Source organism: Calothrix sp. CBUCES-K 9914 (assembly GCF_059640475.1).
Map to the genome: position 1 here is coordinate 1 of NZ_JBXXZH010000214.1, position 16,211 is coordinate 16,211.

Sequence of the window (16,211 nt, forward strand, 5' to 3'; positions counted from 1 at the left end):
CTTGGTTTACTAAAGTACTTACTTATCTTGTAATACATTTTTATAACTTTTTGACTTGTTTCCTTAAAAAAGTTCTCATACTTCATCAAAATTTTACTTATCATTAGATTGGTTTTCATTCTGAGTAACATCAATATTGTGTATCTTTAAAAACAGAGTATTGTTCTTGAAAAGTCATCAAGACAATGGTTTTATTATTCAATTACAGACAACAATGTAGAAAATTATACCATTATTCTCCTCTCAGATAATTTTTGATACTCAGATTTTGTTACTTAGGAACATTTGAAGATTTGTAATGGTAGGAATGGAGTGGGGCGATAAATTAACCCACCCCTACATTTCCATTCAACTAGTCATCAATCCGGAGAGAGATAGTAAAAATGTCAAGAAATGCTCATGATTGATTTAGAACAAGGTAAATTCCCCAAATAGCCATTGCTCGCAGATAAACACAAGCGCGGAAGGTGCCAACCGCAGTGATAGCTTCGGGAGTACGGAATTGTAAACCGTTGGAGTAAACTTGTGAAACAACGGCTTCAGTGAGTTTAAAAGCTTCATCTTTCATACCCATCTGTACTAAAAATGCAGCCAAACCAAAATTAATACCCGTCCACACTTCTAAGGGATGGGTAGCTTTGGGGTTTTCGGGGGAACCATCTAGAAGTAAACCGTTTGCGGCGCCAAATTTACCGTCATTAAATTTGAGGAAGCAAGCTTCATAAACAGTTTTGAGAGCAGAATAAGCACATTCGGGTGGGACAATATCAGGTAATCCCAACAATCGGGCGTAAAATTGACCGCATAGCTGGTCAGCCATTACCACATCAGAACCGCTACCGCTATCAAGACGGTAGTACTGTCCATTCCAAAGTTTTGCTTGGTATACAGGAAGCGATTGTTCTAACCAAAATTGAAACGTGTTGATACAGGAGTCAAGTGCTGGTGTATCGAGCGAAGAGTCAGCAATTTTCAAAATTGTCCCCATTGAAATTGCAGCTTGCAACGCTGCTAACCATAAACCACCGCAATAAGCACTCACTCCTTGTAAACGCCAGTCATCAAAAGTTTGGTCAGGCGCCCCAGAGTTTTCGGGAATACCATCGTTATCCAAGTCAAAACCTTTGAGATAATGAAGGGTACAAACTACGGACTCCCAACATTCTTCCAAAAACTTAAAATCACTACCACCCGTCAGAATAAAATCACGATACGCCTGTAGTACAAAATCGCTACCTAAATCTTTCCACAGATTACAATCTTGGTAAGCAGTATAGTTAGTTTTTTCCCAAACATGTTCATTGGGCGCCCCTAAATCATGGGGAGTTGCATTTTTAGCTTTGCGAATTGCGGATTGACTTTCTGCACCAATAACATAGTAATAACCAATAACGCGGGTGCGGTCGTCGCTTTTGGGAATAGCGCGCGCAAAAGCACGTATTACAGCTTTTTCCAATTCTGGGAACAGCATTAAAAGTCCAAAGGAACCATAAAGCCGTACATCCAAACTTTCGTACCAACGATAATCTAAACATTCCAACACAGCGAACTGCCCATAACGGTCAATATCAGTAGCAGCACTCCACAGTGTTCCTCCAGCGGTTAAATCATAAAGTTCGTTAAACAAAGCCATTTTAAACCAGTCGGGTAAATCTTGACGGTCAAGAATTGGTTGTTGCCATGCTTCGATTTGGCACCACCATTGTTGATACTCGGATAATGCGGTTGATGCAATAGCCCAAGCACTCTTGCCACTGCGTCCAAAAAAGTCAGTGTATCTACGATAGTACTTTACGCCAAGAGCAAATTCAGTAATCGGAAAATTCCACGCCAGTGTAAACGGAATTTCTAATGTTTGCCCAGGTTGTAATGTTATTCTGACTGCTATTGCGGCGCCGACTTGTTCAGTTTGATTAGCTGGTATTGCATCTAATATATTAGGTAACGAACCATCGCTAGCAAAACTATTCCATACATCATCCCCAGTACCAACTGGATTAAAACGAGTATGATAAAACACCTCAGCACCGGGCTGTTTACTCGTCGCAATACACCACTCACCCTCGCCTTCCTCAGTCGGTGTAACAATTCCAGAACGAGCTAAGACACAGCCAATTTTATCAGTATTTTCAACTATAAAATTATAATTATCTTTACTTTCATGCAAACGTGGCTGATATTCATATACCGGACTACCATCATCACGAAGTACTATCTCAGGTGACTTTGAGGCATTAGTAAACCAGCCCACCATATTTTGCCAGGTAAGCATAATACTGATAGTAACAGGTGTATCCGTTGGATTGTGAGCCGTCCAAACAAATACAGCAACCGGATAACTACTTTCCTTATAATTATTAGCCCAAATCGGTGAAAACTGCGCGCAGGTTAGTTGTGTTTTGAATTTATGTTCGTACACAAACCAACTGCGAGGATATAAAGCTTGATAACTACCATTATTATCTTCGGGATACCACTTCCAACTTTTCAAGCTACCATCCGAGGGCGCCTGTGTAGATAAAGCATAAGCTTGGGTAGTATTTTCAGAAGACTCAAAAACACTAAACTGACAAGCGGGAATACTTTGAAAAACATGCTCCCCACCATCGATATGCCAAAAATTAAAATCACCGCGCGAAGAACGTCCAATACAACCGGCGCCGAAACCACCCAAAGGCATACCATGCCAAGGACCATCATCTACATTGCTCGCATAGCGAACAGTGTAAGGCTGATTCCAACCCAAACCAATAGGACGACTCCAGGCACAAGCAGGGTAGTGGTTCTTAAATTGTGTCATTACTAAAACTACAGCATTGATTTACGCTATTAGAACGTAACTCATCAACCTGATTTTTCTCAAGTCGTCAGTAAAACAGTTAACCAAACATTTCTCGTAAGCTACTCACACGCAAGCAAAAACTTATAATTAAGGTGCTAAATAATACTTATTTTTAGATTATAAGAACTAATAAATGCAGATAAATAGATTTTATCTCTAAAAAAGTAAAATATTGCAATAAACAACGGAGCAGCAACCCATAACCAAAAGCCAGGAAGTAGTTGTTTAATGCTAATAATGCTCTACCGGATTCAGTTTACCCCGAATATCTCCGTAAAAGGTCTGAGCTTTTGTATGTAAGTTAAAGTAGAGTTCGCTACGTCTTGCAAATTGCTCCATTCCCGCTATTGTTTTTACTTTCCCCAGTTTCCCTGACTCAATCGGACATCCCAACGTGTAAATTCCTAAAATATCATGCCCAGATTTAGCGGTTTTTTCAATATTTTCATCTGTAACTTCCGATGAAAAAATACCGTCGGCGAATTTCTGCTGAATGTTGTCGGAAAGAGCAAAATCAACCAGGATCGGACCAAGCACGTCTGGGTTCCCACAATGGATATGAAACATGACTATATCTTTGGGATTTGCCCCTTCAACCTGAACATCAACAAATGCTTTACTCAGGTCTTTAGTGAATCGCACGACCCCATGTCCTCGTGACTTACGCTTATTTCTAGGAACAGAAGCCGCTGTAGAACGTAAGGATGGTGGTGCAACTTTTGGCGTATTTTCCTCTTCATCTGGTTCCTGATAAGGACTCAAAAAAGCTTCGTAAACAAAGCCAATTTCTTTACTCTTACTTGGGTCAAGGTTAACTTTACTCCACTGGCTTGAAACGACAGCTTGGCTTCGATTTTGGGCAAAAGTATTGATTCTGGGTTGAGGAAATACAACTACCCAAACAAAAATCACCAAAAAAATCAGAATTGTAAATATATATTTAGTACGCATAACACCCTTCTTGTAGATCAATATATTAAATAGAAGTCGGAAGTTTGAGGTCTTTTGTCAGAAATGATGAATTTATTTAACATTATTTTCTACCTCTAACTTCACATCACTCTTCCAACCTTCGACTTCGTTAAAGTAGCTAATTACTAGACAGAAGTTTTCCGCCTAATTACCAGATTTGGAATAGTTATTCGGCATTTTCCCATATAACATCCCCTATTTAAACACTGTATTATTACAGTTAACTTCCGTGTAATTACCCAATTAAGGATGGTTTAAGTGTGAAGACCACGAACTTTTCACCGATAACCAAGAGTCAATTACTGTCCAAGGCATCATTAGTACTTACGTATACGTTACTTATTGATTGACTTTTTCCTACCTATTGGTAGGATGTAAAAATGAAACCAACTGATACCAAAACATTAATTCTCGATACTGCCCAATGTTATCCAGCTGATCAAGTTACGACATTAATCTAAGAATGTTCATAGAAATTCTTAAATAATCACGAAGATTTGCTCAATTTATGTATTTAAAAATACATAATTACTTAATAAATTTGAGTGATAGTTGTACACTTTTATCAATCTGAAACTTCCCAATATCTTACAATACGGATATTTTATATTGTAAGTTTGGGTTGTTTTTTTAATGTCAAATATAGACTACTTCAAATCTAATAAACCTTCTTCCTTCAACTTTGGATTAAATCTAATTTGAGATTGTAACCCGCGCGCTTCTAAAACTTGTAAAATTTCTGCCTCCACACGACGTGCCACATTTTTAATAATTTTAACCTGTGCCATTTCATCATTATTTGGACTGTTATAATTTATTGTCTCTTCCTGAGTCATCAAATTTTTAACATTCACAGGTTCAGTCCAAACATCTATACTTTCACCATTACCGATAGGCACGGCGCCATTTTCTTCTATCCAAGCTTTTTCAATATTTTCCAAAATCGCGCGACTAGGACGGTCGATAGTCTGAACCTTAACCCAATAACAGAGTTCAGGTAATCTAACTAAATGCTGCCTTAAACTTAAAAAAACATCGCGCGAATATCCAATAAACTGTAATTGTTTATCGGTATCAAAAATTGCATACACTCCGATTTTACCTTGAAACTGTTCAGGTAATTGACCATTATCATCAATGTAAGGAATGTATTCTAGAGTTGCTAAAGCCGGATAATCTTCTGTTGTCATAAAAAAGTATAAATTTTATCTTAATTAAATTTTTACACGTACAATAAATAAATATTGTACAGCAGAAAGCGTGCCGTGCGATAAATTTTGAAGCTATAGCGGCATTATCGAATAGGACACCGAGCCGTTCCAAAGGAGTTAAAGAAAATCAAGCTTGCTGTTTAAAGTTACTGTGTAAACTAAGTATTTAGTGTATTGTTACTTCTTTTTTCTTCCTTTGCGCCTTTGCGTACTTTGCGGTTCGTTTTTCCAACGCCCCAGAATTAATGACATAGACCACTGAATTTTGTTTGTAAACAATAGATTATCCGTTACATCCGTTGTATCCGTTGCAAGCTCATTTTTGTATCAATTTTGACATACAAATGCATAACCGATAAAATAAAGGTCATGCAAAAAGGTCAAAAACAAAACCCGGCTTCACATGAAGACCGGGGCAATTAAAGTAAATAAATACTGTAGGACAGGCTCCAAGCCTATCCTGCGGGATAATTTATTAAAGTACTTGTAACAGTTGTTTAATTTTTGTTGATTGACGTTCCCTAAACTTATCAGGGAAATTCATCTCAATTGCAACTCTACCGTTAGAATCTTCTTGAACCGAGGTAATTTCAGCGATAAAACGGTTAGCATTATCAGGCGCCGCTTCTTGACTAAGAAGTAAACCAACAAGTGGTTTAGCAGTTTGCATTGATTGTAAATCTTGAGGCGCCAGTATTCGATCCGAAGAGACAGAGCGCTTACTGTTTAATTCTAAACGTAAGCCAGTTACCCCAAGTTCTGTAGCCATACCAGGGAAGAAATTACCATCCCAGTAAATTTGACCGTGAGCTTGAACTTGCTTGCGAACTTTTTTGGTTTGTGTTGACTGAATATCCCGCAGGGAGCGAGTCAAACTAGTTGCCAAGAAACCAAGCGAGGCAAAAGGTTGGTCAGCGTACTCACGGTTTTGAGAGTACCACTCGCGAACATCCGAGTAAATAACCAAACTTAAAGCATCTTTTTGTTTATCAGTGATATCAACAAAGTCAATTGCGAGATGAGTTTCTGTATCGTTGACTGGCGATAAACGTATAACTCTTGCTGTGAGTGTAGCACGCGCGGTAAAGTCACCATGAACTTCTACTTGAACCTCATCAGGCAAATTAGGCCAAGATTCTAACTTGACTAATGCTCCAGTTTCAGAAATATTTATTGTTTCACCCATCAGGGTTTGGTCATTAATGGAGATTAACACGGCTAAGTGACGCTGTAACCTATGTGCTGTCCGGATTTGTGGCTGCTCAAAACCTACTAATAAAGCACTCGATAGCAAAATTAGGTTAAAACCTGACCATATCGTGTTTACCATTACAGCTTGCCAGTCTTCCGGACGTAGCAGTAACCAATAAGGAACAGCAAGTAACGAGCAAACAACTAAAGCGGTAACTATAACCAAACCGCGCATTGACTGCCAGTCAAAAGTACGTTTGCTAATATTAACCCCTTTATCAGTTACGTTAAACGAACCGAGTTTAGGATTAATTAACGCTAGTAGTGTTACCCATCCAGCTTGGAACGACATCACAAATTCAAATATTTCGTTCCAGAAGGAAAAACGGACGTGCTTGTAAATAATATGGTTAGTAAACAGTGAAAGTAAAATGTGGGGAACCGCGTAAGCAAGAGTTTCAATACCAAGACCCTGTACAGAGTTGATACCAAACAGCAAGAACAAAGTTGGCGCCACAGCGTAAACTAGTCGCGGATATCCATACAAAAAGTGTGATGTTGCACTTAAGTAACAAATTCGTTGTCCTAGAGATAGCTTATGTTTGAAATTAAACAATGGATTTTCGAGACGGAGAATTTGTGCCATTCCCCGTGCCCAACGAACCTGTTGACCTACATAAGCGTTAAAGGTATCGGGCGCCAAACCTGCCACCATAATTTTGTCATAATAAACCGATTTATAACCGCGTCCGTGTAAACGTAAAGCAGTGTGACAGTCTTCGGTTACTGTTTCTACGGCAATTCCCCCAACTTCAAGAGCGTGGTCTTTACGAATTAGTGCTGCTGAACCACAGAAAAATGCGGCGTTCCAAAAATCATTTCCTTTTTGCAGCACTTTGTAAAATAATTCGTTACCAACAGGAATTCGACCGCTGGTAACTAAGTTTCTCTCAAATGGGTCGGGGTTATAAAACCAGTGCGGTGTTTGAACAAACGATACCTTGGGGTCGTAGAAGAAACCTACGGTGTGTAGTAAAAATTGACGTGACGGGATGTGGTCGCAATCGAGAATCATTACCAAATGACCGCCTGTTTTGCGGAATGCGGTATTAATATTACCTGCTTTCGCGTGTTCGTTGTTATCGCGCGTCATATGAATACAACCGAGTTCTTCGCACATCTGTCGTAATTGTTCACGACGCGCACGGAACTTCTCACGACGGGGGTCATTATCTTTGTAACGTTCGGGACGACCGTCATCAAGAACATAAACCGCTTTTTTTCCAGGTGCGTATTCGCACGCTAATGCAGCTAGCGCAGTTTTACGAACAAGCTCAACATCTTCGTTGTAAGTGGGAATATAAATATCTACCGAATACCATTCTTCTTCAGGAATTGCATTCAAACTAATTGGTTGACGTTCTTTGATTTTGAGCGTTTGGAAGTACGCCAAAACCAACGTCAAAATTGCGTACAACTCAGCAGCAAATAGTAATCCACACGCAATACCATTTATCCAAGTATCAAAGTTAAGAGTATAGCTAACGCGATAGTATAAATATCGCATTGTTGTTACTATACTCAGCCACACCATAAATAAGTGATAGTACTGGCTAATATCTGTTGATGCTTCTTGTTCTTCTGTGCGAATAATTATTTGCCCAAGTACTATTAAAAAGACTGAAATTACAGCTTGCTGCCAAACTTCTAAGGGCGTAACAATTAGTGGAATTGAAATTATTAAAGCTAGTAGAACAAGCCATTTAAATTGCTTGATTCCTACTCGATCAAGCGCGCGGTCAAAAAACCTAGGTGCAATTTCAGCAATAAATTTACTAATTGGGTTGCGCGCTCTTGGTGTTGGAGGTGTTCTGAATGAGGAAGAAGACATTTTTATTTTAAGTTTTTGATTTGGATTTTGGATTACCGTAGGGTGGCATAGCCACCTTACAACTATTTTCTTTCCTCTGTACTTAACCGTTTTAGATACAGTTGTACAATTCCAAACAACAAGAATGATGAACCTAAAATTCCAACGATTAATAGTAACCAGTTATCCTGAATTAATCGTGATATTTTGCTGAGTGGTGACGTATCCTCAACGCGACTGACACGAGGAGCATCTTCAAAGAAGGCAAGTTGGAAAGCGTCTGGGTCATACGCTGTAGGGTCTTTTTTGTCACTGCTAATTAATACAGTGTCTTGCTTAAGTTGGAAGAACCAAGGGTCTTGATTAAGCACTTGTCGAACTCGCTCTAAACCAGTTTCGGTTTGAGCAGTTAGTACTAAAACAACTCGCTCACTATTCCAAGGAGAAATAACTTGTTTAATCATGCCTTGTGTGTCCTGGGGAGTAACCACACTCGCTTGTGCAGACCCCCGTGTAAACTGCTGACTCAAGTTAAATCCAGGCGCCTTTAATGCATCTGGTAGTGGGAATTTATCGCGTGTACCAATTGCAACTAAATTATCTTCTTTGCGAACAGTTTCAGGTATATTATCTTGAGTATAAACGTCGAGCTTAACCGAATCAGATTTGCTAAGTCTTCCTAGACGTTCGGTAAATTCCAACAGCGTCAGCATATCAGTAGCAGATGGATTTTGCGGCATGATAACTGCTGTTCTGGACAAATCTTGAGGTGCCGCAAACGGATAACCAAACTTGAGTAAATTTAAGTCTGGTAGTTGAACCGAGGTTTCACGCTTCAAATCAAAGCTTGTATCCGCATGAACAGTACCAGTTAGCTGCTGGTCGGCTGGGAAAAGGCATTTTTGTCTGTCAAATGCTTCGCGCGCATTCATCCGGAAAAATACTTGTAGCTTTGAATCTGGTTTTACTAGGTTTGCAGGTAAATCGACTTTGAGGGCTTTATTAGATTCTCCAGACTCGTTTGTCAAGCGCGCACCACCAATAAAGTTACCGTCCAAAAAGACTTGAACCGCAGAAGTACGTGGGTTAACTTGTGGCCCGTAACTATACACCAAATTCATCGAACTACCACGAATAAACCTGTCATCAGGTAGAGCGCGGAAGTCTATATCTATAGGTGGCGCCCCAGCACCCCGTACAGTTACATCTTTAAACGGTTCGTTATTAATCGAGGTCTTAAGGTCGCTAAGTTTGAAAGAATTTGCTTCAGGCAAATAACGAGGCCATTGGCGGGCGGCAGGAGTAGTTGTTTCTTTAACTTGGTCAACATAAACTACTTGACCTGTACCCATTTTTCTCAAATCAGGCTGCGTCAAAAATCTTGCGGCTTTTTCAACTGCTTTAGCACTATTACCCGTAACAATAACAACAGGCGCCCCACCCTCTTTTTTACTGCTAGCTAAAATCAGCACTCCTCGGTCACTGGGTATGGGATTATTACTACTATCAAGAACTTGCCCACCAGCTATTTTTAACGGCAAATCTTTTAGTTCTGCCAGCGCTGGTTGTTCACTAGGAGTTCCGATAATCACCAAGCGCTCGTTATCTTTAACACCTGCAACGCTAGATACCATACTAGTTTCAATCGGACGGAAATCAGCTAACCGCCCTAATGAAGCTTGGAAACGACCTGCAGCAGTTAACCATGATGGAGAAGCTTGGCTTGGTTGTAAATAAACAATCTTGTTTGTTTCTAATCCCAAATCATCGAAGACAGGAAACGGATAGCGACTAAAGTTGAGCGCAAGCGGTTGCCTTTGATATTTGAAAACAATCTTAGAGTCAGGCAGAATTTCAGTCCATAAATCAGGACTATTTGGATCGCTACATTCTGCTGAATTATTCTGTTGACCTACTATTGTTAACTCGTTATAGTCTTGAAGTAAATCTGGTCGAATATTTACTACTAGCTGACCAGGTTGAGACTGCTTGCGGTTGAGCGGGGTACTGCCAACGCTTCTACCATTTACAAGCACTGTTAAATTGGAGCGACTAGCATACAGCGATGGCGAATGCTGAAAGCGAATAACCGCTTGCACTGCTGGTGCCTTGCTGCTATCAAACTTCCAGCCACGAGGACGAGTAAAACCAAGACGAGCTTCGGAGTAAATACCGCGTAACCGCATTCTGTTACCAACAATTGGACTGCGATTAAACTGCAATTCGTAAGTGGTTAGACCTTTGGCATCTTTCTGAGTGGCGCCAGTTGCATCGGTTTCTTCTTTTGCACTATCGGTCTTTTTAGCAGTTTGAGTTGGTGTGGCTTGCGCGAGAAGTAATCCTTGCTCCTTTGGTGTTACACCATTAACGTCTTCACGATTTGTTGCGCGCGCACTTGGTAATGCGTTGGGCAATAACAGCAAGCAGAATGTGAGAACAAACGCTTTCTTACTAACTTGGGAAAGAAGAAACAATTGTTTCATAGAAGATTACACAATAAAAGGATAACTACGATAATGGTGTTAATTAACGTGCTGTTTTCTTCGTTATAATTACAAAAAAGAATTTGTTCTTTTTATAACCTATAATTGTCTCCTGATTCTTGATGCTTTATTAAAGACATTAAGAAGAAGGCTTAATATTACTTTGCTTGCAACAGTTGCTTTGGTAGTACATTAGGACTCACTAACCCTAACCAAGCTAGGTTTTGAGTATAATATGATGAATAATCATCCCATATACCTTGGTTGTATTGAGGTAACAATTTCTTGACAAGTACTTGTTGCCCAAGCTCTGGTTCAACAAGGTGCCAAGCAGAAAACAGCATTGCGTACTGGGATGTCGCTTCATAGTCAACCAATTTGTTTCCTTGCAAATCAATGCGCGCGGGTAGTTTGCTTTGTTCGCGCCAAATTTTCTGCAAATGTTTGGTTGAATTAGTGAGATACTGTTTTGCCTGGTTAGAATCAAACCAAGCAAAATCCAAAGCAACTCGCCACCAAACCCGATACGCATCAAAGCTATATAAAGTTTGGAGCGGACTATTCGAGGGCAAAGCTTGATATTGACCGCTTTTGATATCTAGAGCTACCCAGTCGCTGGGCAAACCAACTTTAGAAATCTGGGTAGATTTTTCGATAACTTGGTAGCTAGTTTCCACTAAACTCAACCAGTCGTGTTCGCGGTCAACGGTAGCGAAGATGCGAAATGCATAAGGCGCCAAGTACGAGGGATTAAGATGCAGTGTCTCCGGATTGGGGACAAAAGCAGCATGTGGACCAGGTAATAGATACGGCTTATTATCTGGTCCAGATGCTATAGATAGGCGCCACAAATCTTTGAGTTTTGTACGTGCAAGGTCTAAATATTCGGGACGGTTCCAGCGTCGCGATGCAAAAATTAAAGCGGTAATCGCATCTATATCAGCATCGCTAGCAAAATTGTTATCGATAGAACCCCAATTTCCATCAGCACGCTTGCCCCATTTCCAAGCCCACAAACTATCGGTTCTTTTGCCATTATCCTGTCGCTGGAGATTATTCTCACCCCACTTCAGAGTCAAAGCAAACGTGTCAGCATCATCAATCAATACAGCTCGTAGCATGGCATATGCTTGACCTTCACTAGTAGAACGGTCACTCGCTTCATAATCAATAACTCGTCCATCACTTTGAATAAAGCGACGGCGATATACATCCCAACTTTGTGCTAACAACTCCCGATTAGGAATTGAGGTCGGCAAAGCGGCAAGAAAGGTTGAAGTCCCATCACCGCTAGTTAAAGGTTGGGAAGAATTTACCTTGGTTGGTTTGCCACTTGATTGTTCTACAGGTTGTTTAACAAAGGAGTAACCGGAGAAACAACCATAAAGACCAATCGATATAGCAATAGCGAGAAAAAAGGGAAGTTGCCGCATCCTTAAGAACCATTGGATTTGTTTGAATATTGGCAAAAAACTTGCGTGCTTTAGAAGTAAAGGGGAAACGTAGAAGCTTAAAAAAACGACGTTGTTATCCCTATGCTTATTGTTCCCCTGAAATGCCCTACTATTAACGCGCGGACTGCAAGTTTCCTCGTTCTGTGATGCCGCACCCCCATTAATTTCTTACTAATTACCGACTAATTGCCCCTTCTTCGATAGTCTTCCCAAGGAGGTTGAAATCCTCGACGTTGTAGAAACTCTTCTTGAACTTGCTGCATCCGCTGCGACAACTCTGGGTCTTGAGTTCCTTGGCGCATTTTCTCAACTTGTAAGTTTTCCATTTGCGCGAGTGCTGATAGTGGCTTGTCTAAAATCGCTGTTAAATCGGCGACAGCACGACGTGCATCTAAATCTTCCGGCTTTTCTTCTATCACTTTTGAGTAAATATTCTCTGCTGATGCAAACTGCTGCTGCTCAAACCTAATACCACCTAGAGCTGATAGAGCGGTAAGATTATCTGGCTGTTGCGCCAAAACACGCTCATAGATTTTCCCTGCTTGATTCAAATCACCTGCTGCTTTTGCTAACTGCGCTTGCAAATCATAGCTGTTGGCATTTTGCGGCAATCTAGCGATTAACTGCTTGACACGAGCGCGCGCTTGTGATGGACTACGTGAAGCGATAGATTGAACGACTCGCAATTGCATCGCAATATTATTAGGGTCAAGTTCGCCTAAGTAGTTATACAGTGCTTCGCGTTCCGGGTAAAGCGGTAGAATTTCCACCAAGCTGTACAGTTCTGGTGGTGTATTCGTTGCGGGCTGTGTTGATAGCCAATTTTCTAAAACGCTTTTAGCTTCTGCTTCTGATATCCGACGAGCTTGGTAAGCTATTGCCGTGCGTCCCAGTTGCATTTCCTGATTTTGCGGGTTGCGACTTATTAGTTCGTCGTATACAACCAATGCTTCGTCAAAACGCTTTTGCTGCCGTAGAATTCCAGCAAATCCTCGTAAACCAGCATCATAAATGTCCGTGCGGTCAGGCTTACTTCTCAGTAAAGCTTGGTAGCGTTTAAGACTTGCATCTAAATTACCTTCGCGACGCTCGATTTCTGCTGCTAATAATTGGTGCGCCAAGTCTCTACTACCAGCAGGTGTTGCTGTGTACGAAGCTAAAGCTTGTCTGGCGCCTCCTGTATCACCGAGTTGCAAATACATTTGTGCAATTCGGAAATATAACATTGGCACATCGCTACGACTCTGAGCAAGACTTTGATATATAAGTAAAAACTCTGAGTCAGGTGTGCTAATTTCTGCTAAAGCAACGGCTAATTGTTGTTGCTGTGCAGAGTCAGAAGGTAATGATTGCAGCGCTGAACTTAGGCGTTGACGCAGTTCGTCACGAGAAATAAACCCTAGCTTATTTTCTAAAGCGAGTTGCCGTACTAATAAACCTTTATCATTCGGTTGCTGCGAAACCAGTTGACGGTACAGTTGAACTGCTGTTTGTTCACCGTTAGGTAAACCACTAAATACATCCGCAACTTCACGTATCAATGACAGTGGTGGATTCGGAGTAGCGGAGATTGCTTGACGGTATAGCGTTGCAACCTGCTGCGCCAATGCAGGATTATTCGAGCGTCTACGAATATCATTGAGCGCGCGGGCTAAAGGTAATATCGCATCAGGTCTGCCTTGCAACGGCTGTAACGTTGCGACCGCTTGGTTAGGTTGCTGGTTGGCAAGATACGCTACAGCTAATTCTTTGCGAGTCTCAATCCCAGTTCGGTCGAGAGACTGTGAACGTCGTAACTGTGCCTCCAAAACTTGCACAGCAGTAGCAGCATTACCACTTTCACGCAGTGCTTTACCATAAGCTACAGCAGCATCACCAGTAATCGATTTGCCTGCCCTTGCGTAACGGTCGAATAATTCTACAGCTTTGGTTGCATCACCATTGTAGGTGAATGCCTGTGCTGCGTTTATTAGCGTTTCGGGTGTGGGATTATTTGCTAAAACAATCTGAAAGTCAGCAACCGCTTCAGCTTGCCTACCTTGGTAAAAGTAGAGAATTGCTCTGAGGTTGCGCGCTTCCAAGTCATTTGGATTTTTTTGCAACAACCTTGATAGCGCTTGAGTACCCGTTTGCTGCCACTGTGGTTTATAAGTACCAAATAAGCCAATAGTCTTTAATGCCAATTGGTTATCAGGGTCTTGCGCTAGTACTTGTTGGTAAGCATTCCACGCTTCATCAATTTTCCCCGCTCTTTTATAGCCAATAGCTAATCCCAGCTTGGCTTGTAATGATTGCGGATTGCTTCTTAAAGCTTGCTGAAATGCTTTAATTGCATCATTCACCCAACCTTTCTTAAGAAGGTTAAACCCTCGTTGCTCTGCCGAACTAGCAATCTTCGCAGCAGCAGGAGCAATTAAGCTTAAAGGTGAATTTGTGGCAACAAAAGTAAAAACGAATAAATAAAAAGGAAAAAAAGAAAGGGTTTTAATTGCCGCATTTACCCAAAAGGAACTTTCGCCTTTCTGCTCGATACTCATTATCGTACTCTCCCTCTTGGGGTTATATCAAAATCTGATTTCACCCTGATTCCCAAGACAGTTTCCTCGAAACTATCGCGTCCTTGCACTGTAAAACCAAGTCTTAAATTAGATAAAAACGGAAAATCATAGTATGCTTCCAGTACATCGGGACGGTCACCACGACGCAGTGAGTCACTTGTTAGAGCTTGTCCGTAAGCTATCCCAAGTCGGTCGTCTGGAGTAAACAAATCTAATAGACTGGCGCCTAAAACGTAAGTATCTGCACTCCTGTTGAGGTCGCGGTTTTCATAACGACCATAGCGACCGAATAACCCCAATTTCAGATTGGGAATATACACTTCGGCGTTTAAACCATATGCCTCTTCGCGGTCATCGCGGAGAGTTCCGAATTGTCCGTTTCCTCTAGATATACTGAATACCTCTGGGAACGAATCGCGGTTGCCACCATCCCGGTCGGTAGCATAGGTTCCACGAATAATCGCGTTACCATAACGAATACCAACTTCTCCAGCAAATCCATCTAAAGTAAAATTACTTAGGCTATTTGAAGAAGAGAATACAGCGGCTTTTGCGTCTATATTATCAGTAACGCTCCAGTTTACAAGTAAACTAGGACGCGAAGCAATACCTGTTGCTGCCAAAGCTGGATTAGTTTGGAACACAGGATTGAAAAATTGGCTGGCGCCATCTTTTGCAAAGCTGTTACGATCAAAGTATGAAGTTAAATCTAACTGTCCCACAACAAACCGCAAATTAGGTAGACCAGCTAACGAAGTCGCGAAATAAAGTTCGTTGATGTTTAAACCTTCGTTGCGGGAGTCAGTAAAAGTACTACCGTTACTAACTAAATCAAGAGTTGCCCCAAATAAAGTATTTGGAGTTAGTGGATAAATTCCTGTTACTCGTGCCCGTGCGGATGTTTCTTTTTGGGTAACATACACACCTTCCACTCTAAGCAAGGGTTCCGTTAACGCAGTGCTATTTAGTAAAGGTCGCGCTTCTGTTGATGGTCGCTGTTGTAAATTTGTTCTTTCCTGTCGAGTTTGACTTACTTGACTTCTCAGTTCCTCTTGGCGTATTGGTTCTCCAGGTGCCGGAAATGCTCCGCCTTGCGAATTCAAAATCTGGTTAAATGTTGGAGGTGAACCAGTTGCGGTGGACGGGTTTCCCGGCATAAGCAAACTGGTGAACCCGGAGGGCGCCGATGAAGCCATTGGTTGATTTGGGTTTCCATATTGAGCATTCAGTATTTGCTCGTAAGTCAATGGCGCTTGCGGTGATACCTGCTGCCCACCACTTGGTTGACCATTCAATATTTGCTCAAATGTTAGAGGTGCCTTGCTATTTACAACTTGTTGATTTACTCCTTGGTTTACAGCTTTTTGACCATTAAGTAATTGATTGAAAGTTGGAGTTGTATTGGTAACTAAATTTCCGCCTAAATTTCCGCTCAATTGCGGTTGCTGACTTTCGCCAACAAGTGGAGGCAAAGGAGCAAATGAACTAGGATTCGATGGCGAATTTAGTAATTGATTAAATGTGGGTGCTGAAGAAGGCGCCGTAAACTCTTGGGTATTTGTGTTACCCGATTGGTTGTTCGACTGTCCACTAATGCTTTGAGACATCAGCGAATCAGAGTTATTGAATC

The 16,211-nt window shown here is 41.2% G+C and carries 8 protein-coding genes; all 8 read right to left on the reverse strand.

What is annotated here, in order from left to right; genetic code table 11:
• Positions 1-397: 397 nt before the first annotated feature.
• The gene (locus AC2JBO_RS33530) at positions 398-2,800 is read right to left on the reverse strand and encodes a GH116 family glycosyl hydrolase (protein WP_496957963.1); all 2,403 of its coding nucleotides are present in this window, start codon (positions 2,798-2,800) and stop codon (positions 398-400) included.
• Positions 2,801-3,073: 273 nt separating this feature from the next.
• Positions 3,074-3,793 carry a CHRD domain-containing protein gene (locus tag AC2JBO_RS33535; protein WP_496957964.1) on the reverse strand — a complete coding sequence of 240 codons (720 nt, stop codon included), beginning with the start codon at positions 3,791-3,793 and terminating at the stop codon, positions 3,074-3,076.
• Between the two features lie 668 nt (positions 3,794-4,461).
• Positions 4,462-5,004, reverse strand: coding sequence for a GIY-YIG nuclease family protein (locus tag AC2JBO_RS33540; RefSeq protein WP_496957965.1), 543 nt, complete (start codon positions 5,002-5,004; stop codon positions 4,462-4,464).
• Between the two features lie 496 nt (positions 5,005-5,500).
• Positions 5,501-8,107, reverse strand: a complete 2,607-nt coding sequence (bcsA, locus tag AC2JBO_RS33545; protein ID WP_496957966.1) for a UDP-forming cellulose synthase catalytic subunit — start codon at positions 8,105-8,107, stop codon at positions 5,501-5,503.
• A gap of 62 nt (positions 8,108-8,169) precedes the next feature.
• Entirely contained in the window at positions 8,170-10,569 is a 2,400-nt protein-coding gene (locus tag AC2JBO_RS33550) for a cellulose biosynthesis cyclic di-GMP-binding regulatory protein BcsB (RefSeq protein WP_496957967.1), read from the reverse strand.
• 158 nt (positions 10,570-10,727) lie between these two features.
• Complete coding sequence (locus tag AC2JBO_RS33555) at positions 10,728-12,002, reverse strand: family 8 glycosyl hydrolase (protein WP_496957969.1); 1,275 nt, start codon at positions 12,000-12,002, stop codon at positions 10,728-10,730.
• Positions 12,003-12,205: 203 nt separating this feature from the next.
• The gene (locus AC2JBO_RS33560; RefSeq protein WP_496957968.1) at positions 12,206-14,560 is read right to left on the reverse strand and encodes a tetratricopeptide repeat protein; all 2,355 of its coding nucleotides are present in this window, start codon (positions 14,558-14,560) and stop codon (positions 12,206-12,208) included.
• Positions 14,560-16,188 (reverse strand): porin, encoded by a 1,629-nt coding sequence (locus AC2JBO_RS33565; RefSeq protein WP_496957970.1) that lies wholly within the window; start codon positions 16,186-16,188, stop codon positions 14,560-14,562. The genes AC2JBO_RS33560 and AC2JBO_RS33565 overlap by 1 nt, the downstream gene beginning before the upstream one ends.
• Between the last annotated feature and the right edge of the window lie 23 nt (positions 16,189-16,211).

Excerpts from the sequence above, each read along its gene's own strand:
- AC2JBO_RS33530 (WP_496957963.1), bottom strand. The coding sequence starts at position 2,800 with ATGACACAATTTAAGAACCACTACCCTGCTTGTGCCTGGAGTCGTCCT.
- AC2JBO_RS33535 (WP_496957964.1), bottom strand. The coding sequence starts at position 3,793 with ATGCGTACTAAATATATATTTACAATTCTGATTTTTTTGGTGATTTTT.
- AC2JBO_RS33540 (WP_496957965.1), bottom strand. The coding sequence starts at position 5,004 with ATGACAACAGAAGATTATCCGGCTTTAGCAACTCTAGAATACATTCCT.
- bcsA (WP_496957966.1), bottom strand. The coding sequence starts at position 8,107 with ATGTCTTCTTCCTCATTCAGAACACCTCCAACACCAAGAGCGCGCAAC.
- AC2JBO_RS33550 (WP_496957967.1), bottom strand. The coding sequence starts at position 10,569 with ATGAAACAATTGTTTCTTCTTTCCCAAGTTAGTAAGAAAGCGTTTGTT.
- AC2JBO_RS33555 (WP_496957969.1), bottom strand. The coding sequence starts at position 12,002 with ATGCGGCAACTTCCCTTTTTTCTCGCTATTGCTATATCGATTGGTCTT.
- AC2JBO_RS33560 (WP_496957968.1), bottom strand. The coding sequence starts at position 14,560 with ATGAGTATCGAGCAGAAAGGCGAAAGTTCCTTTTGGGTAAATGCGGCA.
- AC2JBO_RS33565 (WP_496957970.1), bottom strand. The coding sequence starts at position 16,188 with ATGTCTCAAAGCATTAGTGGACAGTCGAACAACCAATCGGGTAACACA.